This is a genomic window from Bradyrhizobium sp. LCT2 (assembly GCF_009931255.1).
GTDB classification, from domain to species: Bacteria; Pseudomonadota; Alphaproteobacteria; order Rhizobiales; family Xanthobacteraceae; genus Bradyrhizobium; species Bradyrhizobium diazoefficiens.
This window is the reverse complement of sequence record NZ_CP034432.1, coordinates 1,213,410-1,238,680: the sequence shown is the minus strand read 5'-3', so window position 1 is coordinate 1,238,680 and position 25,271 is coordinate 1,213,410. Positions and strand designations below refer to the sequence as shown.

Genomic DNA, 25,271 nt, shown 5'->3' with positions numbered 1-25,271 from the left:
GAAGCAATCCAGAGTCTTTCCGCGGAGGGATTCTGGATTGCTTCGCTACGCTCGCAATGACGTGGAGGGGGTCGGTGCGCCGCTCCGGCATTGTCCATCCGGCTCTATTCCCTCACGCATGATTGGCCGTTCACATGCCATCGCCGAAACTGTCGGATATTTCATAGTTACAAGAATCCTGTTGCGCTAAGTCCGCAGTCGTCTACGTCTCGGACGGGACTTTTTCAGGGGCGAGCGCAACCGCGTGACCGATCCAGCAATTATTTTCAGTCCGGCTGCCCGTTTCAACCCGGCCCTCAGGCGTGCGCTGAATGATATATTGGGCGGGAGCGCCGCCAGCGTCCTGGCCGTCACTTTCGGGCTATCCTACGCGCTGCTGATCTTCACCGGGCCGCTGTCGCCTTATCTGTCCTACGGCATCGCCGCGACTTTCATCAGCTCCGCGGTCCTTGCGGCTGTCATCGGGCTGGGAAGCTCCCTGCCCTTCGCGATCGCCGGCCCCGACAGCTCGACCGCCGCAGTGACAGGCATCTTGGCCGCCTCACTGGTCGAACGCATTGAAGCGGCCAATCTGTCGGCGCCGCTGCTCTCGCCCGTCCTGATCACGCTCGGCCTGTCGACCATGCTGACCGGGATCGTGCTGTGCGGACTGGGACTGACGCGGATGGGCCGCGCCATCCGCTACGTGCCTTATCCGGTGATCGGCGGCTTTCTCGGCGCCACCGGGCTCTTGATCGTGATGGGCGCGATCCGGGTGATCACCGATCGTCCCGTGCAGTTTGCCACCCTGCCGCGCTTCACCAACGGCGTCACGATGTCGGAGCTGGGCGCCGCCTGCGCGATGGCGCAGGTGCTCTATCTGACGTGGCACCGCTCGCGCAACGCGTTCGGGTTGCCGATCATCCTGGTCGGCGGCATGCTCGCCGCGCATCTGGCGTTCTGGATCGCCGGGATTTCGCCGGAGGAGGCGCGCGCTTTGGGCTGGATGTTCCAGCCGCCGCCGCCGGCGACCTTCATGTTGCCCTGGCACATCGACGACCTCGCGCACTATCCGTGGTTCGCCGTGCCGGACCTGCTCGGCAACGTCGTCGCCGTCATCTTCGTTAGCGCCTCCAGCACCCTGTTCAACACCACCGGCATCGAGGTCGCCGTTCACCGCGAGGCCAATCTTGAGCGGGAGCTGAACACTACCGGCGCCGCCAATATCCTGTCCGGCGCGCTCGCCGGCTATGCCGGCTGCATCTCGGTCAGCCGCTCGATCCTCAATTTCAGCAGCGGCGGCCGCGGACGCCTGTCCGGCTTCACGGTTGCGGCCATATCACTGCTGATGCTCGCGATCGCACCGGAGCTGCTCGGCTTCATGCCGAAATTCGTGCTCGGCGGCCTGCTGCTCTATCTCGGCGCCGATCAGCTCCACAAATGGCTCATCGAGTCGCGCAAGCGGCTCTCGAAGCTCGAATATCTGTCGCTGGTCGCCATCATCGCGATCATCGTCATCTGGGGTTTCGTGCCGGGCATCCTGATCGGCGTGATCATCGGCTGCGCGACCTTCGCATTCAGCGCGGCGCGGGTCGAATCGATCAAATACAGTTTTGACGGCGCCGAATATCGCTCCTCGCTCGATCGCTCGCGCGACGACCAGGAGGTGCTGCTCGCTCATGGCGGCAAGATTCAGGGCCTGAATCTCCAGAGCTATCTGTTCTTCGGGTCCGCCAACCGGCTCTATCAGCACGTCAAGAAACTGCTGCACGAACGCCCGGAGTGCCGCTATCTGCTGTTCGACTTCAAGCTCGTCACCGGCGTCGATTCGTCGGCCGCCTACAGTTTTGCCCAGATCAAGCGCAGCGCCGGCGACCTCGGCGTCGAGCTGATCCTGGTGCACCTGCCAGCCGCGGCCGAGAAGGTGCTGCGCTCCAGCGATTTCCTCGGCGACGGCGTCACCGTCATTCCCGAGCTCGATCATGCGCTGGAGTGGTGCGAGAACGAGCTCATCGCGCAGCATCAGGGCCTGGCGCAGGAAGAGGCGAATTTGCGCGACTGGTTCGCAGGGATTCTCGACAGCGAGGACGATGCCGACGAACTGATCCGCCGCTGCCAGCGCCTCGAGGTCGAGGCCGGCGAAATCATCGTGCAGGCCGGCGATGCCGCCGATTCCATGCACTTCATCCTCGACGGCCGCGTTGGGATCATGATCCCCGCGGAGCAGAATGGCATGACGCGGGTCCGAAGCCTCGGGCGCTACACCACGATCGGCGAGATGGGCCTGGTGTCGCAGACGCCGCGCAGCGCGACGATCCAGGCCGAGGTCGACAGCGTGCTCTACGTGCTGAACACGCACCAGTTCGACGCGATCAGGGACGAGGCCCCCGCGCTCAGCCGCAAGCTGCTGACCTATTTCGTGTCGGTCATGGCCGAGCGACTGACATTTGCGAACAGGACGATCGCGGTGCTGCGGCGGTAACGACCGCGTAGTCCGGACGGAGCGAAGCGCAGTCCGGGCTACGGCACTTCCGTCTCATGAGATTGCGCCACCAAGCATTGCAATGAGGCAGTTGGCGTGACCCATTGCGGTGCATTGGGACAATAGCGGGCGTCGCCGATCTGCAATATGATCCTGCCTGCCATTGCTCTCCGAGTACGATACGGCGTGCCTCCGATGAAGCTTCTCTTATCGCAAGGGCCGCCGCTTGCGCCGAGCGCAAACGGCGTCGGTTGCACACCGCCCCAGACCAGCGCGAGAAGACCGCCAGGGACCGCGCAACGGACCCCGGACAGCGAAAGCGCATTTGGAAGACAGCAATGGAGGAAAAAACATGACACGTACATGCGCGACAAGAATTGCAATAGCAGTCTCGACCTTCGCCTGCGCGACGTTGTTCTCCTTCGCCTGGTCTGGGGAGCACGGCGTCTCGATGTCGGTCGACAGTGCACAGGCGCGGGTCGGTCGCCCGCTGACTCCCGTGAGCGTTGCCGGCGTGGCGCGTCGACAGACACGGCGCGCCGTATACGGTGCCGGCGCCTACGGTGTCGGAGCAGGTGTCGCAGCGGTTGGCACAGCCGCCGCGATTGCCGCAACGTCACCTGGATGGGGGGCCGGTCCGGGCTATTATGCGGGCGGCGGTCCTTACGCGTCTTACGCCTACTCGCCGGAGGACTGGCGCAGGCGAAACGGCATGGTCTGCACACCCGGTACGCTGACCAAGATGGAGGACGGCCGCATGTATCGCTGTCAGTAATGGCACAGTCGCATCAGCGGGAGGCGGCTTTCGAGCCGCCTCCCGCATCTTGCACCTTTGCCAGACGGCGCACGCCTCGCAACAGCGAGCAAGCCGCTTTGCAATTCCTGTGCTCCATTGATCCAGATCAAGCCGGGAGCAAATGACCAGAGAATGCTGATCGCTCGGCTTTGATACCCGAGGGAGATTGCCATGAAGCTGGCCGGCACCAAGCGAATGCTACTTGTTGCAGCCGTTCTAGGCTGTGGAATTTTCGGCTCGATCAATTGGTCACACGAGGACGGCATCACGCTCGTCGTTCAAGCCGCTGAAGCCAGGGTCGGACGACCGGCAACCCCGGCGAGCGTCGCCGGCGTCGCACGTCGAACCACGCGGCGCGCGGTCGTAGGGAGCGGCGGTAGGCGCGGCAGCGGTCGGCACAGCATGCGTCCGCGTATATGTGAACGGCGCCTACGTGTGCCGCTGATGCATTCGCGCCGGCGAGTTCAAATCGCCGGCGCGCAGCATCGATTGCCGGTTAGACCCCCGCCATCATCACGTATTTGATCTCGACATACTCTTCCATGCCGTGGCGCGAGCCTTCGCGCCCCAAGCCGCTTTCCTTGACGCCGCCGAACGGCGCGACTTCCGTGGTGATCAGGCCGGTGTTGACGCCGACCATGCCGGACTCCAGCGCTTCGGCGACACGCCAGACGCGGCCGAGATCGCGGGAATAGAAGTAGGAGGCGAGCCCAAACGGCGAGGCGTTGCACATCGCGATGACGTCGGCCTCGTCCTTGAAGCGGATCACCGGCGCGAGCGGGCCGAAGGTTTCCTCCTGCGCCACCAGCGAGTCCGGCTTGACGTCGGCGAGCACCGTGGGCTCGAAGAAGGAGCGTCCGAGCTCGCTGCGCTTGCCGCCGGTGACGACTTTGGCGCCGCGCTTCACGGCGTCGGCAATGTGGCGCTCGACCTTGTCGACCGCCTTCAGGTTGATCAGCGGGCCCTGCGTGACGCCGCTCTCGGTGCCGTCGCCGATCTTCATCGCCGCGACCTTCTTCGACAGCTTCTGGACGAACTCGTCGTAGATCTTGTCCTGCGCGTAGAGGCGGTTGGCGCAGACGCAGGTCTGGCCCATGTTGCGGTATTTCGAGACGATTGCGCCTTCGACCGCCGCATCGATATCGGCGTCGTCGAACACCACGAAGGGCGCGTTGCCGCCGAGCTCGAGGCCGAGCCGCTTCACGCCGACGGAGGCCTGCTGGTAGAGAATCTTGCCGACGGCGGTCGAGCCGGTGAAGCCGACGAAGCGCACCGCCGGATGCTCGCACAGCACCTTTCCGATCGGCGGCGCATCGCCGGTGATGATGTTGAGCACGCCCTTGGGCACGCCGGCCTTCTCGGCGAGCACGGCCAGCGCCAGCGCCGACAGCGGCGTCTCGTTGGCGGGCTTCAGCACCACGGTGCAGCCGGCCGCCAGCGCCGGCGAGACTTTTCGCGTGATCATCGAGTTCGGGAAATTCCACGGCGTGATCGCACCGCAGACGCCGATCGGCTGCTTGATCGCGAGCAGGCGCGCATCAGGACGTTGCGTCGGAATGGTTTCGCCATAGACGCGGCGGGCTTCCTCGGCGAAGAACTCGATATAGGCGGCGCCGATGTCGACCTCGCCCAATGCCTCGGAGAGCGGCTTGCCCTGCTCGGAGGTGAGGATCAGCGCAAGGTCCTCGCGATTGGCGATGATCAGCTCGAACCATTTGCGCAAAATGTTGGAGCGCTGCTTGGCGGTGTGCTTGGCCCAGGCGGGAAAGGCCCGCTCGGCGGCTTCGACCGCCTTGGTCGTATCGTCCGCACCAAGCTGCGGAACCTTCGCAAGCTCGACGCCGGTGGCGGGATTGTTGACGGCAAAGACCGGCGTGCCGACCCAGGCGCCGTCGATGTAGCAGGCCTCCTTCAGCAGCGACGGGTCCTTCAACCGGTCGCGCAGGGTGGCGGTGGCGTGCTGAGCGCGTGCGGCGGCAGTCGGGGTCATGGCGTTACTCCTCGGAGCGCGATCGGATCGGCCCGGAATATAGGGACAGACGGCGCGTAATGCACCGCCCGCAACGCACATCAGATGGGAGCTAAGCTCGTAGCGGCGAACTTATTGTTTGAGCATGATCTTTCCGGAAAACCGCTGCACACTTTGCGCTAACGCGGCCCTTCGGGTCCGGATCATGCTCAGGCCGCGCCGCTCATATAGGTCTCGCGCCGGCCGATCATGCGCTCGGCGGCGGCTTTGGCGTCGGACTTCGAGGAGGTCGCACAGGTGCGATATTCGAGATCGGGAACGCCCGTGGTGTCGCGGCGGCCAAACCACGATTTCGAGCCGACCGGAAGCAGCGCCAGCGCCTGCGCCAGATTGTCGACCGCGCCGAAGGAATAGAGCGCGCCGCTGCCGGCGATGCGGACCTCGTAAATGCCGGGCGAGATCGGCGCCTCGAGATTGTCGCCCCGTCCGGGACGGGGATAGCGCTTCCATTCGCTCCAGGTTGAAATCATCAGAGGTCCCCCTCGCGGCCGGTGCCGGCCGCCAAATTTGTATCAAGTCCTAACGTCCGCGGCTGATTGGGCCCGTTGCCAAACGCCGCAACGCACAAAATGTTTCAAGTGCTTCAAACACGCGAAACATATCGCCGGAGCCCGTCCACGGTCACGGTTCGTTGCGGCCATCCACCGCAGATTGTGACGGAGTGTTTCAGTTTAGACGACCTGTCGTCCTGCGCGCGGCGCGGGTCGTCAAGTCACGACATCGCGACCGGCGGAGACATCGCGACGCGCTTGCCGCGCGGGGCATGCAGGAGGACAATCGATCACTTCCAACAATAATCAAACCGGAGGAAACGCGTATGCAAAGCCAAGCCCAGATCGACGAGGTTCTGCGTAAGACAAGCGACGCCAAGGAGATTCCCGGCGTCGTGGCCATCGCCGCCAGCGGTAACGACGTGCTGTATCAGGGCGCGTTCGGCAAGCGCGATCTGTCCAAGCCCGACGCGATGACAGCGGACAGCGTGTTCTGGATCGCATCGATGACGAAGGCGGTGACGACAGCGGGCGCGATGCAGCTGGTCGAGCAAGGCAAGCTGTCGCTGGACGCGCAGATCGGTGAGGTGCTGCCCGATCTCGCCAAGCCGCAAGTGCTCGAAGGCTTTGACGCCAAGGGCGAGCCGAAGCTGCGGCCGGCCAAAGGACCGATCACGCTGCGCCAGCTCATGACCCACACCGCCGGCTTCTGCTACGACATGTGGAACGGCAATATGGGCATCTATCTCGAGAAGACCGGAACGCCGGGTATCATCACCTGCCAGAACGCCGCGCTGAAGACGCCGATCGCCTCCGATCCCGGCACGCGCTGGGAATACGGCACCAATATCGATTTCGTCGGCAAGGCGGTGGAAGCCGTCAGCGGCAAGCGGCTGGACGCGTATTTGCGTGACAATCTGTTTACCCCGCTCGGCATGAGCGACACCGGCTTCAAGATCACCGACGACATGCGCAAACGGCTGGTCGGCATGCATGCGCGCGGCGAGGACGGCCAGCTCGGCGCGATCCCGTTCGAGCTCGAGCAGGCGCCGGAATTTTGCATGGGCGGCGGCGGCCTCTATTCGACCGCGGCCGACTACATCAGGTTCACGCAGATGATCCTGAACAAGGGCCGCGGCAACGGCAACCAGGTGCTGAAGGCCGAAACGGTCGCGACGATGGGGCAGAACCACATCGGCGATCTCAACGTCACCAAGATGACCTCGGTGGCGCCGATGTACACCAACGACGTCGACCTCTATCCGGACCAGGTGAAGAAGTGGGGCCTCAGCTTCCTCATCAACACCGCCAAGACGCCGGAAGGCCGCAGCCCGAACAGCCTCGCCTGGGCGGGCCTCGCCAACACCTATTACTGGATCGACCCGGCGCGCGACGTCACCGGCGTGATCCTGATGCAGGTGTTGCCGTTCGCGGACGGAAAGTGCCTGGAGGCGTTCGCGGGATTTGAGCGCGGCGTCTATGCCGGGCTCGATGCGGGGAGCGGGCAGAAGGCGGCGTGAGGGGGCGACTTCGCGCACGGCTCTCACCACACGACGACTGTCATCCCCCGCGAAGGCGGGGGATCCAGTACGCCGCGGCTTCTCAATAAATCACAGGCGTCTCGGAGTACTGGATCGCCCGGTCAAGCCGGGCGATGACAGCGGAGAGCGAGGCGCGGGCTTGCGTTACGCCGTCAGCCCGCGCTGCTCCGCCAATTCCTTCAGCGACACTTGCGGACGCGCGCCGATGTGCTGGATCACTTCGGCGGCCGCAAGCGCGCCGAGCTCGCCGCACTGCTTGTACGGCAGGTTGCGCGCCAGGCCATAGAGGAAGCCGGCGGCGAAGAGATCGCCGGCGCCTGTGGTGTCGACGAGCTTGGCGATGGGAGCCGCCGGCGCGGCGACGGCGTCTTCCGCCGAGACGACCATGCAGCCCTTCTCGCTGCGGGTGACCACGCCGAGATTGACGTCGTTGCGCAGCTGCTTCAGCGCCGTGTCGAAGTCCGAGGTCATGTAGAGCGAATGCAGCTCGGACTCATTGGCAAAGACGATGTCGACGGTGCCGTTGCGCATCAAGGACAGGAACTCGTCGCGATAGCGATCGACGCAGAAGGAATCCGACAATGTCAGCGCCACCTTGCGCCTCGCGTCATGAGCGATCTTGGCCGCCTTGACGAAGGCCTCCTTGGCGTTCTTGGGGTCCCAGAGATAGCCCTCGAGATAGACGATCCCGGCGCTCGCGATCTCGGCCGGATCGATATCGGCCGGCGACAGATCCTGCGCCGCGCCGAGATAGGTGTTCATGGTGCGCTCGCCATCGCCCGTGACCAGGATGTAGGAGCAGCCGGTGGCAGGGCCGTCCTTCGCGGCGGGCGTGTTGAAGGCGACGCCGGCGGCACGGATGTCGTGGACGTAGAGCTTGCCGATCTGGTCGTCCTTGACCTTGCCGACATAGGCCGCGCGGGCGCCTAGGCTGCCGATGCCGACGATGGTGTTGGCGGCAGATCCCCCCGAGACTTCCGTCGCCGGGCCCATGTCCTGGTAGATGGCGGCGGCCCGCGCCTCGTCGATCAGCGACATGCTGCCCTTGGTCATGCCGTGCTTGGCGAGAAAAGCCTCGTCGGTCCTGACCAGCACGTCGAACAGCGCGTTGCCGATCCCGAGAACGTCATATTTCACGTCAGCCATTCACCTTGATCCTGTTTGGCGGATTGCGATTGCCGGGAAAATCCGCTTCCTGTCTGCCTGAAATCTGGCTCGCGGCCTATCACGACCCGGCCTTCGCGGGCAAGCCACGGTATTATGCACGCGCAATGATCCGCTCCTTCCTGACCGTCTCGACGGGAACACTGGCCTCGCGACTGCTGGGCTTTGCGCGCGATTCCATGATTGCCGCCCTGCTCGGCACCGGCGCCGTGGCGGACGCATTTTTGGCGGCGTTCCAGCTCGTCAACGTGGTGCGGCGGCTGCTCAGCGAAGGGGCCCTGAACGCGGCGCTGATCCCGGCCTGGCTGCGCGTCCGGGATCGCGACGGCGAGGCGGCCGCCTCCGCGTTCGCGGGACGCGTGCTCGGCACGGTCAGCGCGGCCCTGATCGCAATCTCGCTCGTCATTGCGCTGCTGATGCCACTGATCATCACGGTGATCGCGCCGGGATTTCTCGGCAGCAGCACCCTCGATCTCGCCGTCCAGAACGCGCGGCTGATGCTGCCCTATCTCGCTTTCGCCGGCCCCGTCACCGTGCTGATGGGGCTGCTCAACGCGCAGGGGCGTTTTGCGCTCACGGCGTTCTCGCCGCTGCTGTTCAACATCGCCCTGATCGCCGCAATCGCGACGCTGCTGGCCTGGCATGCCGATGCGACCTTCGCGGCGTGGATGCTGGCGGCGACCGTCGGCATCGCCGGGCTACTGCAACTCGCCATGTTGCTGTCGCAGCGAAGCGGACGGCTTGCCGCACCGTTGCGCGCAAGCTTCGACAAGGAGATGCGCGGCTTCTTCGCCAAGGCCATTCCCGGCATGATCGCAAGCTCGGGCCCACAATGGCTGATGGTGGCCGGTGCGATCATCGCTTCGGCGACGCCCTCTGCCGTCTCCTGGCTCTATTTCGCCAACCGCCTGATCGAGCTGCCGCTCGGCATCGTCGGCGTCGCCATGGGCACGGTGCTGGTGCCGGAGCTCACGCGCGCCGTCACCGGCGGCGACCGCGACGCGGTGGCGCATGCGGAATCGCGCGCGCTGGAACTTGCGACCGGGCTCGCGCTGCCGGCAACCCTCGGCCTGATCGTGCTGGCCGAGCCGATCGTGCGGCTACTGTTCGAGCATGGCGCCTTCGGCGCCGATGACAGCACGGCCACCGCGCGCGCGCTGATGTGGCTGGCGCTGGGCCTGCCGGCCCACGTGCTGATCAAGGCGCTGTCACCGGCCTTCTATGCCCGCAGCGACACGATGACGCCGCTGCTCGCAACGGCCAAGGGTTTTGTGGTCGCGGTCGCGCTTGCGGTTCTGCTCGGCCATTTCTTCGGCGCAAGCGGGATCGCCGCGAGTATCGCGGCCGGCGCCTGGAGCAGCGCGCTCTCGCTGCTGCGGAAGGGCACGGGCGAATTCGGCTTCTCGGTCGACACCGCCGCCCGCAGGCGACTGCCGCGGATCGTGCTCGCCGCTTCCGCCATGGGTGCCCTGCTCTGGCTGACCGCTGGCCTGGTGCCGCCCGAAGCGCATGGCGTCATCAAATTCATCGTGCTGGGCGTGCAGATCGCGGCCGGAATCGCCGTCTACGGCCTGCTCCTGCAAATCCTCGGCGCGGCCTCATGGCGCGAGGCGGCTGCCGCCTTGCGGCGGCCCGCCTAGCCCGACCTCGGCGCGCAGGATGATCGAATTGCCCTTGACGAGGCAGCGCCGCTGTTGGAAACGACGGCCGGTACCTTCTAGGAAAAGCTTGCCATGCCATTCGTTGAACGGGTCTTCTCGGGCGTCCAGCCGACGGGCAATTTGCATCTCGGCAATTACCTCGGCGCGATCGTCAACTTCGTGAAGATGCAGGAAACCCATAACTGCATCTATTGCGTCGTCGACATGCACGCGATCACGCAGGGCGTGGACGTCTGGGGCGGACCGGTCGAGCTCGCGCGCAACACCCGCGAGGTGACCGCCGCGTTCATCGCCAGCGGCATCGATCCAAAGAAGCACATCGTGTTCAACCAGAGCCAGGTCTCGGGTCATGCCGAGCTCGCCTGGATATTCAACTGCGTCGCGCGCATGGGCTGGCTCGGCCGCATGACCCAGTTCAAGGAGAAGGCAGGCAAGGACCGCGAGAACGCCTCCGTCGGGCTGTTCGACTATCCCGTGCTGATGGCGGCCGACATCCTGCTGTACCGCGCCACCCATGTGCCGGTCGGCGAGGACCAGAAGCAGCATCTCGAGCTCTCGCGCGACATCGCGCAGAAGTTCAACAACGACTTCGGTGACTCGATCCGCGCCCAGGGCACCAATGACGGCCTGTTCTTCCCGCTGCCGGAACCCTTCATCACGGGCCCGGCGACGCGCGTGATGAGCTTGCGCGACGGCACCAAGAAGATGTCGAAGTCGGATGCCTCGGACAATTCGCGCATCAACCTCACCGACGACGCCGACACCATCGCGCAGAAGATCCGCAAGGCGAAGACCGATCCGGAGCCGCTTCCGACCGAGGAGAAAGGCCTGGAAGCCCGCCCTGAAGCCGACAATCTCGTCGGCATCTTCGCGGCGCTCGCTGACCGCTCCAAGGCCGACGTGCTCAGGGACTTCGGCGGCGGACAGTTCTCCAGCTTCAAGAACGCGCTGGCGGAGCTGTGCGTCACCAAGCTCGCGCCGATTGCCGGCGAGATGAAGCGCCTCGTCGCCGACCCCGGCCATATCGACGCGATCCTGAACGAGGGCTCCGACCGGGCCCGCGCGATTGCCGACGAGACCATGAAGCTCTCGAAGGACATCGTCGGCTTCATCCGCCGGCGCTGATTATCGCATTCGCAAAACGCGGCCGGCGCGCCGGCGTCGGCCGCTTCCCCTCTCCCAAACGTTGCGGGAGTGTGGCAGCATGCCGGCCGCGCACACGCCGGAACATGCATGACCAGCAAGCGACTTTGCTTCGAGCCGGGTCACAAGCCCAAATGCCTCGTCATCGTCGACGACACCGCCGAATGGGACCGCGCGGTCTACTACGCCAGCCGCTGGGCGATCCGCGCCGGCGGCGGGGTGGTCATGCTGCGCATCATCGAGCCCGAGCAGCAGACCCAGGAATGGCTTGGTGTCGCCGACATCATGCGCGCCGAGGCGCATGAGGCGGCGGAAGCCGCGCTCGACCGCGCCGCCGGCCGCGCCAACGGCATTGCCGCGATCACGCCGGAGCGGGTGATCCGCGAAGGGGCCGCGATGGAACAGCTGCTCGCGGTGATCGACGAGGACCCCGACATCGCCATGCTGGTGCTCGCCGCCAATCCCGGCGCGGAAGGTCCGGGACCCCTGGTCGCGCTGCTCGCGCATGAGCTGGGCACGTTCCCGGTGCCGGTGACGATCATCTCCGGCGCGCTGAGCGACCAAAGCGTGGATTCGCTGTCGTAGGCCGGGCGCTCGTCATGGCCGGGCTTGTCCCGGGCATCCACGTTTTTGGTTCCGCGAAGTAAGGCGTGGATGGCCGGGACAAGCCCGGCCATGACGAGGTTGGAATATCTTGGCACCTTAACCCACTGATATAACAACGGAACGGCCATCTCGCCCCTTGATCGTGCGTTCCCCGTCGCCATCTGCTAGTGGATAGCTTGCGCGCCGGCCTTGAACCGGCGACGTCTGGAGAAAACCATGTTCATTCAAACCGAAGCTACCCCCAATCCCGCCACGCTGAAATTCATTCCCGGCCGCGTCGTGGTCGACGGCAGCCCGATGGAATTTTCGAGCCGCGAATCGGCCGCGCGTTCGCCGCTCGCCGAAAAGCTGTTCGAGGTGCCCGGCGTCACCGGCGTGTTCTACGGATCGGACTTCATCACCGTGACCAAGGCGAACGGTGAATGGCAGCAGCTCAAGCCCGCGATCCTCGGTGCCATCATGGAGCACTACATGTCGGGCGCGCCGCTGCTCGCCGACGGCGCCACGCAAAGCGATGCCGATCTCGACGACGAGGACGAGTTCTTCGACGAGGCCGATGCCGAGACGGTCGACATGATCAAGGACCTGATCGAGACCCGGGTGCGGCCGGCGGTCGCCAATGACGGCGGCGACATCACCTTCCGCGGCTTCAAGGACGGCATCGTCTATCTCAACATGAAGGGCGCCTGCTCCGGCTGCCCGTCATCGACCGCGACGCTCCAGCACGGCATCCAGAACCTGCTCAAGCACTTCGTACCCGACGTGGTCGAAGTCCGGCCGATGTGACGACGAAGTCGTCATTCCGGGGCGGTCCGAAGGACCGAGCCCGGAATCTCGAGATTCCGGGTCTGGTGCTGACGCACCATCCCGGAATGACAGCTTGCGTGGGGCATTTTGGAGGCCTGCAAATCGTGCGTGATGAATGGCGGATTGGCGCGTGGTTCGCTACACTACTCGTTATTCGCCACTCGCCATCCGCGTTCTCATGCTGATCCTTGCCATCGATACCGCGCTCGAGGCGTGCGCGGCCGCCGTGCTCGATACCGACGCCGGCGAGCTGCTTGCGCAGGAGCAGCTTCTCATGAAGCGCGGCCACGCCGAGGCGCTGATGCCGATGATCGCGCGCGTCATGCAATCGGCCAATCTTTCCTTCACCGCGCTCGACCGCATCGCCGTCACCGTCGGCCCGGGAAGTTTCACGGGCCTGCGCGTCGGCATTTCGGCGGCGCGCGGCCTTGCACTCGCGGCCAAGCGGCCGGCCGTCGGGCTGACGACGTTGTCGGCCTATGCCGCCACCGTCGTCGGCCAGAGCAAATCGGCCCCGGTCATCTCCGCTATCGATGCGCGGCACGATCACGTCTACTTCCAGATCGTCGCCGGCGACGGCAGCCAGCTGGTGCGGCCGGGCGTCGTCTCCGTCGACGAGGCGATCGCGGCCTCGCAATTCGGCGCACCGCATCTGGTCGGCAATGCCGCAAACATCCTTGCCGATCGCTGGCCGAAGGATGCACCGCAGCCGGTCGCGGTCGACGCGCAGCCCGCGCCCGATATCGGCTGGGTCGCATGGCTTGGCGCTGCCGCCGATCCCGAGACAAATCCGGCGCGGCCATTCTATTTGAAGGCGCCCGACGCAAAGCCGGCCGCAACTCCGCCGCTCGCACAAGCCGCAACTTCATGATGAGCTGGTTGTCGGAATGGTGGCGCGGCGGCACGGCCGCCGTCGAGCCGGCTTCCGCGCGCGATGCCGCGCGGCTCGCGCAGCTTCATGGCGCCTCCTTCGCGCACGGCTGGGGCGAAGGCGAATTCGAGAGCATGATGAGCGAGCGCAATACGCTGGTGCATCGGCTGCGCGTCGGCCGCAAGACCATCGGCTTTGCGGTGTCGCGGATCGGCGCGGACGAAGCGGAGATCCTCTCGATCGCGGTCGACCAGGCCCATCGCGGCCGCGGCCTCTCCTACACGCTTCTGATGAGCCATCTCGGCCACCTCGCCGGGCGCGGCGTGCGCACGATATTTCTCGAGGTCGAGGAAAATAACCAGCCGGCACGGCGGCTCTACGCGAGGTGCGGATTCATGGTGGTCGGACGCCGCGAACGCTACTATAAACAGCCGAACGGGGAACAATTGAACGCCCTTCTGATGCGGCGTGACTTGTCGTAACATTGATGGCAGAAAGCGCCCCGTCAGGCAGACAGATCATGACCGCACTGAAACCTTCTTCTGCATCCAAGGCGTCCGGCATCGAGGCGCGCTGTGCCGCCACCGGCATGCGCATGACCGAGCAGCGCCGCGTCATCGCCCGCGTGCTCGCGGAGGCGGTCGATCATCCCGACGTCGAGGAATTATACCGCCGCTGCGTCGCCGTCGACGACAAGATCTCGATCTCGACCGTGTATCGCACCGTCAAGCTGTTCGAGGATGCCGGCATCATCGAACGCCATGACTTTCGCGAGGGACGCGCGCGCTACGAGACGATGCGCGACAGCCATCACGACCACCTCATCAATCTGCGCGACGGCAAGGTGATCGAGTTCACCTCCGAAGAGATCGAGAAGCTCCAGGCGGAGATCGCCCGCAAGCTCGGCTACAAGCTGGTCGACCATCGGCTCGAGCTCTATTGCGTCCCGCTCGACGACGACAAGCCCACAAGCTAAGTGCCCGTCGATCTCATCATCTTCGACTGCGATGGCGTGCTCGTGGACAGCGAGGTGATCTCCTGTCGCGCGCATGCGGATGTGCTGACCCGCCACGGCTATCCGATCACCTCGGAGCAGGTGCTAATCCGCTTTCTCGGCGTATCCGAGAAGGACGCGCGGCGGATGGTCGAGCAGGAAATCGGCCGCAGCCTCCCCGACGATCTGGAGAGCCAAGTGAATGCGGCCACGCTGCAATTCTACGCCAGCGACTTGCAGCCGATCACCCATGTGGCCGCGGCGATCTCCGCAATCGATCTGCCGAAATGCGTCGCATCGAGCGGCACGCCGGAGAAGATCCATCACGGCCTGACATGCGCCGGGCTTTACGACCTGCTCGCGCCGAACATCTTTTCCGCGAGCCAGGTCGCCCGCGGCAAGCCCGCGCCCGACCTGTTCCTGTTTGCCGCCGCGCAGATGAAGGTCGCCCCGGAGCGCTGCCTCGTGATCGAGGACAGCCTTCCCGGAGTGACCGGCGCGCACGCCGCCGGGATGACCGTGCTGGGCTTTCACGGCGGCAGCCATTGCCCGCCGGGGCACGCCGAAAGGCTGCGGGCCGCCGGCGCCGGACTGACGTTCGACGATATGCGGCAATTGCCGGAGCTGGTCCGGCGGGTCGAGGCGGACGCTTTGGCGGGCTGATTTCGCCCCCTTGCCCGTCATTCCGGGGCACGCGCAAGGCGCGTGAACCGGGAATCCCGTGCTTTTGGAGCGAGATTCCGGGTTCGCCCGCCTTGCGGGCGCCCCGGAATGACCGCCTCGGGCTCCATTCGCTGGATTTTCCCGCCTCCAGCCTATATCTGAAGGCCGTCCTCCACCTCCATTTTCGGGTTCCATGACGCCGCCGCGCAAGCTGCACATCAAATCATATGGCTGCCAGATGAACGTCTACGATGCCCAGCGCATGGTGGACACGCTGGCTCCGGAAGGATTCGTGGAGACGGCCAGCGCCGAGGACGCCGACCTCGTCATCCTCAACACCTGCCATATCCGCGAGAAGGCCTCCGAGAAGGTCTATTCCGAGCTCGGCCGGCTGCGCGTCGCCAAGGACGAGGCCGCCCGCGGGGGCCGCGCGATGCAGATCGCCGTCGCAGGCTGCGTGGCGCAGGCCGAGGGTGAGGAGATCGTGCGCCGGGCGCCGGTGGTTGACGTCGTGGTCGGCCCGCAGAGCTATCATCACCTGCCGGAGCTGCTGAAGCGGGCCGGCAACGAAGGCCGCGCGATCGAGACCGAATTTCCCGCGGCCGACAAGTTCGGCTTCCTGGCCCAGCCGAAACCCGATGCGATCCGCGCGCGCGGCATTTCCGCCTTCGTCACGGTGCAGGAAGGCTGCGACAAGTTCTGCACCTTCTGCGTCGTGCCCTACACGCGAGGTTCGGAAGTCTCCCGCCCTGTCGCGAAGATCGTCGACGACGTGAAGCGGCTCGCCGACAACGGCGTGCGCGAGCTCACGCTGATCGGGCAGAACGTCAACGCCTATCACGGCGACGGACCCGACGGAAAAAGCTGGCCACTCGGCCGGCTGCTCGAACATCTGGCAGGGATTCCCGGCATCGCGCGGCTGCGCTATTCGACCAGCCATCCCCGCGACGTCGATGACAGCCTGATTGCGGCCCATCGCGATCTCGCGGCCCTGATGCCGTTCGTGCACCTGCCGGTGCAGTCGGGCTCGGACCGGATTCTGGCCGCCATGAACCGCAAACATACCGCCGATGATTATCGGCGTGTCATCGACCGTTTCCGGGCCGCGCGCCAAGACATTGCTTTTTCATCAGATTTTATCGTCGGATTCCCGGGTGAAAGTGAGCAAGATTTTCTCGCCACCCTCGCGCTCGTCACGCAAATCGGCTACGCTGCCGCTTATTCGTTCAAATACTCCGCCCGGCCGGGAACGCCGGCCGCGGATATGCAGGAGACGGTGTCCCCCGCCGAGATGGACCAGCGATTGGAGCGGCTCCAGGAACTGATCGACAGCCAGCAATCGGCCTTCAACAAGGCCGCGATTGGCTCAGCCGTCGATGTGCTGTTCGAGCGTCCGGCGCGCAAGGACGGCCAGATCGTCGGCCGCACCGCCTTCCTCCAGCCCGCGCATGTGATGGCCTCGCCCGACATCATCGGACAAATCCTTCCGGTGCGGATCGACAGCCTCGAACGCTACAGCTTCCTCGGGGAGCTCGTCACACCGCGCGTTGCGCGCGAGCCCGCTTTATCACCCATCGCCACTGGAGCCTGAACCCTTGCCAAAAAGCGCATCGGATTCGTCTTCTATCGCTCCCAGCCGCAAATTTGACCGCGACATGCAAGTTCCGCCCGAAACCCAGGTCGTCATCGACTTCGACGACAACCGCGCCGCATCCGCACTGGTCGGCCCCTACGGCCAGCACCTCGCGCAGATCGAGCGCCGGCTCGGCGTCGTCGTCGATTCCAAGGGCAACCACATCACCATCGGCGGCACGCGCGACGGTTGCGATGCCGCGCGCCGCGTGCTGGAGGTGCTCTACGCCCAGGCGGTGAAGGGGCAGGATCTCGACCAGGGCGAGGTCGAGGGCGCGATCCGCGCCGTGATCGCACAGGGCTCCCTGTTCGAGTTCGACGCCAAATCGGCCAAAACGACCTTCGACAGCATCAACTTGCGTAAACGCCCGGTGCGCGCGCGCACCGCCGCGCAGGACTCCTACATCCGCGCGCTGAAGCGCCACGAGCTGGTGTTCGGCATTGGACCTGCCGGTACAGGCAAGACCTGGCTCGCGGTCGCGCATGCCGCGCAACTGTTCGAGCGCAAGGAAGTCGACAAGATCATCCTGTCGCGCCCGGCGGTGGAAGCCGGCGAGCGGCTCGGCTTCCTGCCCGGCGATCTCCGCGAGAAGGTCGATCCCTATCTGCGCCCGATCTACGACGCGCTCTACGACCTCATGGACGCACGCATCGTCGAGCGGGCGCTGCAAACCGGCGAGATCGAGATCGCGCCGCTCGCCTTCATGCGCGGCCGCACGCTGACCAACGCCGCCATCATCCTGGACGAGGCGCAGAACACAACATCGATGCAGATGAAGATGTTCCTGACCCGCCTCGGCGAGAACAGCCGCATGATCGTCACCGGCGACCCCTCGCAGATCGACTTGCCGAACGGCCAGACCTCGGGCCTCGCCGAGGCAACCCGCCTGCTGAACGGCGTCGAAGGCATTGCACAAGTTCATTTCAAAGCCGAGGACGTGATCCGCCACGAACTCGTGGCGCGGATCGTCTCCGCCTATGAAGGGCAGCCGCAGCGGCCGGCCGCCGGTAAATCCTGACGGGACAACAACCGGACCATATGGGCGCGGACGCGAGCGCCTTTTCGTTCCGAACAAAGACAATGTCACACCCCAACCTTCCCATGACCGAGGTCCTCGTCGTCGCCGATTGCTGGCAGCGCGAACCCGATTCCGAAGCCGTGATCCAGCGCGCGGTCGCGGCCGCCGCCGAGAGTGTCGACGAAGACGTCGCGGAGGCGGAAGTGGCGGTGATGCTGACCGACGATGCCGGCATCCGCACGCTCAACAGCAACTGGCGCGGCATCGACAAGCCGACCAACGTGCTGTCGTTTCCCGCGCTCCAGCCGGAGGGCGAATGGAAGGAAGGCGATGCGCCGCGCATGCTCGGCGACATCGCGATCGCCTACGAGACCATGCGGCGCGAGGCGGACGAGGAAAAGAAGCCGTTCGACCACCATCTGAGCCATCTGGCCGTGCACGGTTTCCTGCACCTGATCGGCTACGACCACGAGAACGACGACGACGCGGAGGAGATGGAAGCGCTGGAGACGCAGATCCTGGCCCATCTCGGCATTCCCGATCCCTATGCCGACCGCCCGGGGACGCACTGAGATGCCGGATTCCGACCCGATCCACGACAATCCCCGCAACACTCCCAATTTGCCGGTCGTGGTGGCACCCGGCGAGGTGCTGCGTCCGACCGCCGAAGGCTGGCTGCTGCGCGCGATCCGCACGCTGTTCGGCTGGAAGGCGGGGTCGGTGCGCGACGATCTCCAGGTCGTGCTCGACGCCTCGACGCCCGACGACACCGGCTTCTCCGCCGTCGAGCGCACCATGCTGCGCAACATCCTCGGTCTGCACGAGCGCCGCATCGCCGACGTCATGGTGCATCGCGCCGACATCATCGCGGTGAAGCGCGACATTCCGCTCGGCGAGCTGATGGACCGCTTCGAAAGCGCCGGCCATTCGCGCCTCGTCGTCTACAACGAGACGCTCGACGATCCCGTCGGCATCGTCCACATCCGCGACCTGCTCGCGTTCATGACCGCGCGGGCACGCGTGTCGGACGCCACCAAGACCAAGCGCAAGAAGCCGCTGCCGGCCGGCCTCGACCTTCGTACCGTCGATCTCGCGATGCCGCTCGAGGACGCGCGCATCATTCGCAAGCTGCTCTACGTGCCGCCGTCGATGCGGGCGATCGACCTGCTCGCGCAGATGCAGGCCACGCGCATCCACCTGGCGCTGGTGGTCGACGAATATGGCGGCAGCGACGGGCTGGTCTCGCTCGAGGACATCGTCGAGCAGATCGTCGGCGAGATCGACGACGAGCACGACAGCGACGAGCCGCCCTCGATCGTGCGCCTGCCCGACAACGCCTTCATCGCCGACGCCCGCGCCAGCCTCGATGACGTCCGCACCGTGATCGGCGCGGACTTCGTCACCGGCGAAGCCGGCGAGGAAGTCGAGACGCTGGGCGGCTATCTCGTCAGCTTCGTCGGGCGCCTGCCGGTGCGCGGCGAGGTGATCTCGGGCCCCGGCAACTATGAGGTCGAGGTACTCGATGCCGATCCGCGCCGCGTCAAGCGGCTGCGCATCTCGACGCGGAAGGAACGCCCCGCGCCGCGCACCCAGCGCGAGAGCCGACGCCGCGAGAGCGCGCCGGAGAGCGGTCAACCGCCGGCCAGTGACACGCCGACCCCGCCGCCAAGCGACGGGACCGGCCCGCAGTGAGCGCGTTCCAGCGACTCCGGCAGATTGCGCTTGCCATCATCCTCACCTGGGGATGGAAGCGCGCCCTCGTCGCCATGGCCGCCGGCGCGCTGTCGGTGCTGGCGCTGGCGCCGTTCAATCTCTTCCCCGTGCTGTTCATCACTTTCCCGGTGCTGGTCTGGCTGATCGACGGCGCCGGCGCGGGGCGATACCGCGGCATCCCCGCCGCGGCGCTGACCGGCTACTGGTTCGGGCTCGGCTATTTCGTCCCCGGCCTCTACTGGATCGGCTATGCCTTCTTCGTCGACGCCGATGTGTTCGCTTGGCTGACGCCGTTCGCCGTGCTGGGCCTGCCGGCCTATCTTTCCATCTTCACGGCGATCGGATTTGCGCTCGCCCGCCTGCTCTGGACCAAGAACGCCACGCGCGTGCTTGCGCTCGCGGCAAGCCTCACCATCGCCGAATGGCTGCGCGGTCACGCGCTGACCGGCTTTCCCTGGAACGCGTTCGGCTATGCGCTGTCCGAGCCGTTGCCGCTGGCGCAGACGGCGTCGCTGATCGGACTGTGGGGCATGACGTTCCTGACTGTTGCGATCTTTGCAAGCCCCGCGACGCTGATCGACCGCACGCCCGATCGCCGCGTGGCGTGGCGCGCGCCGGCCGCGGCGGTCGCGCTTCTGATTGCCATGAGCATCTTCGGCGCGATCCGCCTGTCGCTGCATCCGACCACGATGGTCGCGGGCGCCAAGCTGCGCCTGATGCAGCCGAACCTCCAGCAGGACGCGAAGTTCAACTACGCCGCCAAGACGGAGGTGATGAAGAAATACCTGGCGCTGTCGGACCGCGCCTCCGGACCGCAATCGACCGGCGTGCGCGATGCCACCATCCTGATCTGGCCGGAATCCGCCTTTCCGTTCTTCCTGACCCGCGAAGCCGACGCGATGGCCGAGATCGCCGAGCTGCTGCCGAAGGGCACGGTGCTGATCACGGGTTCGGTTCGCGCGCCCGATCTGCCGCGGGGAACGCCGATCACGCGTGCCTATAATTCGATCTACGTGATCGATCACGACGGCAGCGTGCTCGCGGTCTACGACAAGCTGCACCTGGTGCCGTTCGGAGAATTTCTTCCCTACCAGGATCTGATGGAGAAGCTCGGCTTCGAGCAGCTCACGCGTGTGCGCGGCGGCTTCATCGCCGGCACCGTGCGGCATGCGCTGCCGATACCCGGCGCGCCGTCAGCGCTGCCGCTGATCTGCTACGAAGCGATCTTTCCCGGCGAGGTTGCCGGTCGCAACGAACGTCCGGGCTGGATCGTGAACCTCACCAATGACGGCTGGTTCGGCATCTCGACCGGACCCTATCAGCATCTGGAGCAGGCGCGGATGCGCGCGATCGAACTCGGCTTGCCGCTGGTCCGCTCCGCCAATACCGGCATCTCCGCGGTGATCGATCCGGTGGGGCGAACCGTCGCCAGCCTCGGTCTCGGCGTCGAAGGCATTTTGGATGCAAGCCTGCCCGCCGCGATCCCGCCGACGATCTATGCACGGGTGGGCGACGTGCCCGCGGCCGTGCTCGTCGCGCTGGCCGTGCTTCTCGCGGTCCGCCGACGTGTGGCCAAACGGTACCCCTGATCCCGCCGTCACCGCCGAAGCGGCCGGAATCCTTTGACAACCGTGGTCCCACGGTTGACAGACTGCACGCGGGTTCCTCATTCTGCACCAGCTGCAAAAGACAGTGGGCATTGCTAAATTTCTCCGCAATGTTTCCCAATAACAGGGTCTGATTTTTATGATGCTGGCACCTGAGGCATTCCGTCGATTGCGCTGAGGGTGGTGTTTGGAGGCTGAGGAAATGTCGAAAGCGCCCAACCCTGTTGACAAATATGTCGGCAGCCGCGTGCGCATGCGCCGCATCATGTTGGGCATGAGCCAGGAAAAGCTCGGTGAAGCTTTGGGCCTGACTTTCCAGCAGATCCAGAAATACGAGAAGGGCACGAACCGGGTCGGCGCGAGCCGCATCCAGCAGATTGCCGAAATTCTCCAGGTGCCGGTGTCGTTCCTGTTCGAAGGCGGACCGAGCGGTGTGGCCGGCCCGAACGGCTTCGCGGAAGGCGCCTCGCCCTCTTACGTCTCGGACTTCCTCGCGACCTCCGAGGGACTCGCTTTGACCAAGGCGTTCACGCGAATCACTGATTCGAAGATGCGCCGCTCGATCGTCGATCTCGTCGAGCAGATCGCGGCACGCGAAGGTCCCGACAAGCGCTGAGGCGCGCCAGCTCAATCGATTTGAGGCTGCGCCAAATCTGGCCTATGTCGTCATTTGCGGCCGCGCCTTGACGCGCGTCCTCCCGGATGATGCGATTCAAAGGCATAGATGCGCCCATGGTGAACTCCAACTGGTTCGATAACCAAACTATTCTCGACGGCATCCGGCGCTGGGTGGAGATCGAGACGCCGACAGAGGCGCCTGAACAGGTCAACAGGCTGGTGTCGCTGGTCGCGGATCATTATCGCGATCTGCCTGTCACGCTCGAGCGCATCGCCGGCGTCGACGGCTGCGGCGATCATCTGCTGGCACGCTCGGCCTGGGGCCAGGACCGGCCCGGCATCCTGGTGCTGAGCCACCTCGATACCGTTCATCCCCTGGGATTCATCGAGCGCCTGCCGTTCAAGGTCGAAGGCGACAGCGCGTTCGGTCCCGGCATCTACGACATGAAGGGCGGCGCCTACCTCGCCCATCACGCGTTTCGCGCGCTTTGCGCCACGGCCGAGCGCTCGCCACTCGGCATCACCCACTTGTTCACCTCCGACGAGGAGATCGGCAGCCCCACCTCGCGTGCGCTGATCGAGAAGGAAGGGCGCAAGGCCAAATACGTGCTGGTGACGGAGCCGGCACGCGACGGCGGCAAGATCGTCACCGGACGCAAGGGCGTCGGACGCTTCCAGGTGTTCATCAAGGGCGTGCCTGCACATGCCGGCTCGCGACCCGAAGATGGTCGCAGCGCCGTCCGCGAGCTCGCCAATATCATCCTGACGCTGGAAGGGATGAACGACCCGGCGCGCGGCGTCTCCGTGAATGTCGGTGTGGTGCGCGGCGGCACGCGCCCCAACGTGACGCCGGAAGAGGCCTATGCCGAAATCGATCTGCGCGTGCCGAGCTTCACCGATGCGGACGAATTCGTCGGCAAGATCCTCGCCCTGAGGTCGAAGACGGACGGCGTCACCGTCAGGGTCACCGGCGAGCTCAATCGTCCGCCCTACGAGAAGGGCAATGCAGGTGCCTCGCTGTACGAGCATGCCAGGACGCTCGCCACGGAGATCGGCTTCGAACTGATCGACACCTACACGGGCGGCGGCTCGGACGGCAATTTCACCGCTCCCCACACCGGCACGCTCGACGGGCTCGGCGTCGACGGCAAGGGCGCACACACCCATTATGAGCAGCTTTATGTCTCGTCGCTCGAACCGCGCGCGCGGCTGCTCTATCGCCTGTATCAGACGCTGCGATGAGCGAACGCAAGTCAGATCCCGATCGCGATGACAACAGCGAGCGCGCCTTCTTCGGGCGCCGCAAGGGCCACAAGCTCAGGCAGCACCAGGCCGAGCTGATCGATCATCTGCTGCCGCATCTTGCGCTCGACATCGCGGGCGAGGCGCCGGCGAATGCGTGCGAGATCTTCGATCCCGCGGCGAGCGACGTGCGGCTCGAGATCGGCTTCGGCGGCGGCGAGCATCTTGCGGCCGAGGCGCAGAACTTCGCCACGACCGGCTTCATCGGCTGCGAGCCCTATGTCAACGGCATGGCGAAGATCCTCGCGCAGATCGAGGCCGGCAACATCGCCAACATCCGCCTGTTCGCGGGCGATGCCGCCGAGCTCCTGGCCTGGCTGCCGAAGGCCTCGCTGTCGCGGATCGACCTGATCCACCCGGATCCCTGGCCGAAGCGGCGGCACTGGAAGCGGCGCTTTGTCCAGGACAGGACCATCGCCGCAATGGCGCGCGTGCTGAAGGTCGGCGGCGAATTCCGCTTCGTCTGCGACATCGACGATTACTGCGCCTGGACGCTGTCGCATCTTGCGCGCTCGGCGGACTTCAAATGGCTTGCGGAGCGCGCCGACGATTTCCGGCAGCCATGGGACGGCTACACGATGACGCGCTACGGCCGGAAGGCCGCGCGCGAAGGACGCAAGGCCGCGTATTTGCGGTTCAAGCGAGTGTAATCGTCATTCCGGGGCAATGCGCAGCATCGAACTATGGTGCGCAATTGCGCACCTGAGAATCTCGGGATTCCGGGTTCGCGCTTTGCGCGCGCCCCGGAATGACAGGAGAGATAATCTCAGATCGTCTGCCGGTTGCGCCAGAAATTCACGACGCGTTCCGCCGTCGTCGGCATCAGGCGCGTGAAGTTCATGCGGGCGGCCTCGATGTCGGCATCGGCCGGCGTGCGATGCGGACCGTACCAGAGCAGGATGAGCGCGCGCACCGTGGGCCAGCCGAGATTGAGCACGCGCCCCAGGATCAGAATCGGATCGTAGCGGTCGCCCGCGATCAGGCGGTCGAGGATCGAGAGGCGGACGCCGGACATCGCCGAGAGCGAGGCGATCGCTTCCTCGTATTTGTTTGCCTTGGCAAAGCCGAGCAGCGCGCTCTCGCCGAGATGGCCCTCGCGATGCAGACCGAGCACCGTGCGCTGTGCCGCCGTGAAATCGCGCCGCGGCCCGGGCGGCAGCGCGGCCTCCTCGATGGCCGCCATGGCGCGCTTGATCTCGACCTGGCGCACGGGATTGACCACGCTGGAGAGACGGCGGCGAATGACGTCGAGCGTGCCGTTGAGCAGCTCTTTCAGGTGCTCGCCCGAAAGATCGTTGCGCTGGCCGATCTTGAGCGTCAGCACGCCGTCCTGCGCGGCACGCTTGATCAGCTCGGAATAGCCGCCGGGTGAGAACATCGCACCGGCATTGCCTGCGGCGCGACGCACCACGTCGCGATCGCCGCGCTCGACCAGTACGTCGGTGACGACAGACGACAGGGCGGGACGCTCCGTCATCGCCAGCAGATGACCCTGGCCCTTCAGCCGCGCGATCTCGACCAGCGCCGCTTCGTCGAGCACGGGCGAGCGGCGCAACACAGGGGCCGCCACCATGATCTCGTTTTCGCGCGCGAACTGGTTCACCAGGTGCCGCGGCGCGTTGTCCAGGCGCGAAAAGCGCTCGGCGAGATCGACGCGCGAGGCGAGCTCGGCATGCGGGACGAGATCGATCAGGAGATCGTCGAAGAGATCTATGAGCTCGGGACGGAGCTTGGCGGGATCCTGGAAGAACAGCTCGGCGATGGCACGCGCGATCTCGCCACGGCGCCGGGGGTCGCCGCGTTTGACGATATCGTCCAGTCCGGGAATGAGCGACGTGGCAACGGTCATGAAAACGCAAACTCGTACAGGGCACGCCGCGGGTGCGCCCTTGGTCCAAGTCGCCCCACAATCAGGGAATTTAGGCCCCGTTGATGAAGGAAGCGTTGCGCGGGGGGCCGTTGGAAAGGCGCAAAAAGCCTCGCCTGCCCTGCGATGGGCCTTGTCCGCGAGGGTGGAAAGGGCTATATCAGCGCCAATTCATCTTCTCATACGATCCGCGTAGTGAGAGTGGGCCCGAAAGGACCCGCTCTTTTTTATTACCTGAGCGCGGCTTGGCGGAAGATGCGGCCCGGCGATCTGCCGGGAGAGTTCC

General features: G+C 65.4%; 23 protein-coding genes. 19 read left to right on the top strand and 4 right to left on the bottom strand.

The window, feature by feature from the left end:
* Positions 1 to 244: 244 nt before the first annotated feature.
* Both EI171_RS06565 and EI171_RS45380 read left to right on the top strand, forming a co-directional pair.
* Positions 245 to 2,461 carry an SLC26A/SulP transporter family protein gene (locus EI171_RS06565; protein ID WP_161532874.1) on the top strand — a complete coding sequence of 739 codons (2,217 nt, stop codon included), beginning with the start codon at positions 245 to 247 and terminating at the stop codon, positions 2,459 to 2,461.
* 352 nt (positions 2,462 to 2,813) lie between these two features.
* Positions 2,814 to 3,236 (top strand): hypothetical protein, encoded by a 423-nt coding sequence (locus EI171_RS45380; RefSeq protein WP_246740456.1) that lies wholly within the window; start codon positions 2,814 to 2,816, stop codon positions 3,234 to 3,236.
* 517 nt (positions 3,237 to 3,753) lie between these two features.
* On the opposite strand, the gene EI171_RS06555 is transcribed toward EI171_RS45380, so the two are convergent.
* On the bottom strand, positions 3,754 to 5,247 hold the full coding sequence (locus tag EI171_RS06555; protein WP_161532873.1) for an NAD-dependent succinate-semialdehyde dehydrogenase: 1,494 nt from the start codon (positions 5,245 to 5,247) through the stop codon (positions 3,754 to 3,756).
* Between the two features lie 188 nt (positions 5,248 to 5,435).
* On the bottom strand, positions 5,436 to 5,756 hold the full coding sequence (locus tag EI171_RS06550; RefSeq protein WP_011083628.1) for a hypothetical protein: 321 nt from the start codon (positions 5,754 to 5,756) through the stop codon (positions 5,436 to 5,438).
* Positions 5,757 to 6,103: 347 nt separating this feature from the next.
* Here EI171_RS06550 and EI171_RS06545 point away from each other — a divergent pair, with 347 nt between their 5' ends.
* Entirely contained in the window at positions 6,104 to 7,297 is a 1,194-nt protein-coding gene (locus EI171_RS06545; RefSeq protein WP_161532872.1) for a serine hydrolase, read from the top strand.
* Positions 7,298 to 7,462: 165 nt separating this feature from the next.
* On the opposite strand, the gene EI171_RS06540 is transcribed toward EI171_RS06545, so the two are convergent.
* Positions 7,463 to 8,464: an adenosine kinase gene (locus EI171_RS06540; RefSeq protein ID WP_011083626.1), complete on the bottom strand. Its 1,002-nt coding sequence runs from the start codon at positions 8,462 to 8,464 to the stop codon at positions 7,463 to 7,465.
* Positions 8,465 to 8,589: 125 nt separating this feature from the next.
* Here EI171_RS06540 and murJ point away from each other — a divergent pair, with 125 nt between their 5' ends.
* From murJ to trmB, 16 genes are all read left to right on the top strand, one after another.
* On the top strand, positions 8,590 to 10,122 hold the full coding sequence (gene murJ / locus EI171_RS06535) for a murein biosynthesis integral membrane protein MurJ (protein WP_161536933.1): 1,533 nt from the start codon (positions 8,590 to 8,592) through the stop codon (positions 10,120 to 10,122).
* Positions 10,123 to 10,215: 93 nt separating this feature from the next.
* Positions 10,216 to 11,268, top strand: a complete 1,053-nt coding sequence (trpS, locus tag EI171_RS06530) for a tryptophan--tRNA ligase (RefSeq protein WP_011083624.1) — start codon at positions 10,216 to 10,218, stop codon at positions 11,266 to 11,268.
* Positions 11,269 to 11,376: 108 nt separating this feature from the next.
* Positions 11,377 to 11,871 (top strand): universal stress protein, encoded by a 495-nt coding sequence (locus EI171_RS06525; protein WP_028172532.1) that lies wholly within the window; start codon positions 11,377 to 11,379, stop codon positions 11,869 to 11,871.
* A gap of 237 nt (positions 11,872 to 12,108) precedes the next feature.
* Positions 12,109 to 12,678 (top strand): NifU family protein, encoded by a 570-nt coding sequence (locus EI171_RS06520; RefSeq protein ID WP_161532871.1) that lies wholly within the window; start codon positions 12,109 to 12,111, stop codon positions 12,676 to 12,678.
* A 199-nt stretch (positions 12,679 to 12,877) separates the two neighbouring features.
* Positions 12,878 to 13,570, top strand: coding sequence for a tRNA (adenosine(37)-N6)-threonylcarbamoyltransferase complex dimerization subunit type 1 TsaB (tsaB, locus tag EI171_RS06515; RefSeq protein ID WP_161536932.1), 693 nt, complete (start codon positions 12,878 to 12,880; stop codon positions 13,568 to 13,570).
* Positions 13,567 to 14,052: a ribosomal protein S18-alanine N-acetyltransferase gene (gene rimI / locus EI171_RS06510; protein WP_161532870.1), complete on the top strand. Its 486-nt coding sequence runs from the start codon at positions 13,567 to 13,569 to the stop codon at positions 14,050 to 14,052. Before tsaB ends, rimI begins: the two co-directional genes overlap by 4 nt.
* 38 nt (positions 14,053 to 14,090) lie before the next feature.
* Positions 14,091 to 14,546, top strand: a complete 456-nt coding sequence (locus EI171_RS06505; RefSeq protein ID WP_011083619.1) for a Fur family transcriptional regulator — start codon at positions 14,091 to 14,093, stop codon at positions 14,544 to 14,546.
* The gene (locus EI171_RS06500; protein WP_161532869.1) at positions 14,547 to 15,227 is read left to right on the top strand and encodes an HAD family hydrolase; all 681 of its coding nucleotides are present in this window, start codon (positions 14,547 to 14,549) and stop codon (positions 15,225 to 15,227) included.
* Between the two features lie 193 nt (positions 15,228 to 15,420).
* A complete protein-coding gene (gene miaB, locus EI171_RS06495) occupies positions 15,421 to 16,818 on the top strand; it encodes a tRNA (N6-isopentenyl adenosine(37)-C2)-methylthiotransferase MiaB (protein ID WP_161532868.1) in 1,398 nt (465 codons plus the stop codon).
* A gap of 64 nt (positions 16,819 to 16,882) precedes the next feature.
* On the top strand, positions 16,883 to 17,878 hold the full coding sequence (locus EI171_RS06490) for a PhoH family protein (RefSeq protein WP_011083616.1): 996 nt from the start codon (positions 16,883 to 16,885) through the stop codon (positions 17,876 to 17,878).
* 62 nt (positions 17,879 to 17,940) lie between these two features.
* On the top strand, positions 17,941 to 18,450 hold the full coding sequence (ybeY, locus tag EI171_RS06485) for an rRNA maturation RNase YbeY (RefSeq protein WP_038965162.1): 510 nt from the start codon (positions 17,941 to 17,943) through the stop codon (positions 18,448 to 18,450).
* A gap of 1 nt (position 18,451) precedes the next feature.
* Positions 18,452 to 19,570, top strand: coding sequence for a hemolysin family protein (locus tag EI171_RS06480; protein WP_028172525.1), 1,119 nt, complete (start codon positions 18,452 to 18,454; stop codon positions 19,568 to 19,570).
* Positions 19,567 to 21,180 carry an apolipoprotein N-acyltransferase gene (gene lnt / locus EI171_RS06475; RefSeq protein WP_161532867.1) on the top strand — a complete coding sequence of 538 codons (1,614 nt, stop codon included), beginning with the start codon at positions 19,567 to 19,569 and terminating at the stop codon, positions 21,178 to 21,180. The genes EI171_RS06480 and lnt overlap by 4 nt, the downstream gene beginning before the upstream one ends.
* Before the next feature lie 220 nt (positions 21,181 to 21,400).
* A complete protein-coding gene (locus tag EI171_RS06470) occupies positions 21,401 to 21,814 on the top strand; it encodes a helix-turn-helix domain-containing protein (protein WP_027546813.1) in 414 nt (137 codons plus the stop codon).
* Positions 21,815 to 21,900: 86 nt separating this feature from the next.
* Positions 21,901 to 23,058 (top strand): M20 family metallopeptidase, encoded by a 1,158-nt coding sequence (locus EI171_RS06465; RefSeq protein WP_161532866.1) that lies wholly within the window; start codon positions 21,901 to 21,903, stop codon positions 23,056 to 23,058.
* Positions 23,055 to 23,768, top strand: coding sequence for a tRNA (guanosine(46)-N7)-methyltransferase TrmB (gene trmB, locus EI171_RS06460; protein WP_161532865.1), 714 nt, complete (start codon positions 23,055 to 23,057; stop codon positions 23,766 to 23,768). The genes EI171_RS06465 and trmB overlap by 4 nt, the downstream gene beginning before the upstream one ends.
* 116 nt (positions 23,769 to 23,884) lie before the next feature.
* Here the strand turns inward: trmB and EI171_RS06455 are convergent, their stop codons facing one another.
* Positions 23,885 to 24,967, bottom strand: coding sequence for a DUF2336 domain-containing protein (locus EI171_RS06455; RefSeq protein WP_011083609.1), 1,083 nt, complete (start codon positions 24,965 to 24,967; stop codon positions 23,885 to 23,887).
* Between the last annotated feature and the right edge of the window lie 304 nt (positions 24,968 to 25,271).

Bases quoted from the DNA above. Each gene is read 5' to 3' on its own strand.
- EI171_RS06470 (WP_027546813.1), top strand. From the start codon at position 21,401: ATGTCGAAAGCGCCCAACCCTGTTGACAAATATGTCGGCAGCCGCGTG.
- EI171_RS06525 (WP_028172532.1), top strand. From the start codon at position 11,377: ATGACCAGCAAGCGACTTTGCTTCGAGCCGGGTCACAAGCCCAAATGC.
- EI171_RS06545 (WP_161532872.1), top strand. From the start codon at position 6,104: ATGCAAAGCCAAGCCCAGATCGACGAGGTTCTGCGTAAGACAAGCGAC.
- EI171_RS06555 (WP_161532873.1), bottom strand. From the start codon at position 5,247: ATGACCCCGACTGCCGCCGCACGCGCTCAGCACGCCACCGCCACCCTG.
- murJ (WP_161536933.1), top strand. From the start codon at position 8,590: ATGATCCGCTCCTTCCTGACCGTCTCGACGGGAACACTGGCCTCGCGA.
- EI171_RS06490 (WP_011083616.1), top strand. From the start codon at position 16,883: ATGCAAGTTCCGCCCGAAACCCAGGTCGTCATCGACTTCGACGACAAC.
- EI171_RS06465 (WP_161532866.1), top strand. From the start codon at position 21,901: ATGATGCGATTCAAAGGCATAGATGCGCCCATGGTGAACTCCAACTGG.
- EI171_RS06455 (WP_011083609.1), bottom strand. From the start codon at position 24,967: ATGACCGTTGCCACGTCGCTCATTCCCGGACTGGACGATATCGTCAAA.
- ybeY (WP_038965162.1), top strand. From the start codon at position 17,941: ATGTCACACCCCAACCTTCCCATGACCGAGGTCCTCGTCGTCGCCGAT.
- EI171_RS06550 (WP_011083628.1), bottom strand. From the start codon at position 5,756: ATGATTTCAACCTGGAGCGAATGGAAGCGCTATCCCCGTCCCGGACGG.
- miaB (WP_161532868.1), top strand. From the start codon at position 15,421: ATGACGCCGCCGCGCAAGCTGCACATCAAATCATATGGCTGCCAGATG.
- rimI (WP_161532870.1), top strand. From the start codon at position 13,567: ATGATGAGCTGGTTGTCGGAATGGTGGCGCGGCGGCACGGCCGCCGTC.
- EI171_RS06520 (WP_161532871.1), top strand. From the start codon at position 12,109: ATGTTCATTCAAACCGAAGCTACCCCCAATCCCGCCACGCTGAAATTC.
- tsaB (WP_161536932.1), top strand. From the start codon at position 12,878: ATGCTGATCCTTGCCATCGATACCGCGCTCGAGGCGTGCGCGGCCGCC.
- EI171_RS06505 (WP_011083619.1), top strand. From the start codon at position 14,091: ATGACCGCACTGAAACCTTCTTCTGCATCCAAGGCGTCCGGCATCGAG.
- EI171_RS06480 (WP_028172525.1), top strand. From the start codon at position 18,452: ATGCCGGATTCCGACCCGATCCACGACAATCCCCGCAACACTCCCAAT.
- trmB (WP_161532865.1), top strand. From the start codon at position 23,055: ATGAGCGAACGCAAGTCAGATCCCGATCGCGATGACAACAGCGAGCGC.
- EI171_RS45380 (WP_246740456.1), top strand. From the start codon at position 2,814: ATGACACGTACATGCGCGACAAGAATTGCAATAGCAGTCTCGACCTTC.
- EI171_RS06540 (WP_011083626.1), bottom strand. From the start codon at position 8,464: ATGGCTGACGTGAAATATGACGTTCTCGGGATCGGCAACGCGCTGTTC.
- trpS (WP_011083624.1), top strand. From the start codon at position 10,216: ATGCCATTCGTTGAACGGGTCTTCTCGGGCGTCCAGCCGACGGGCAAT.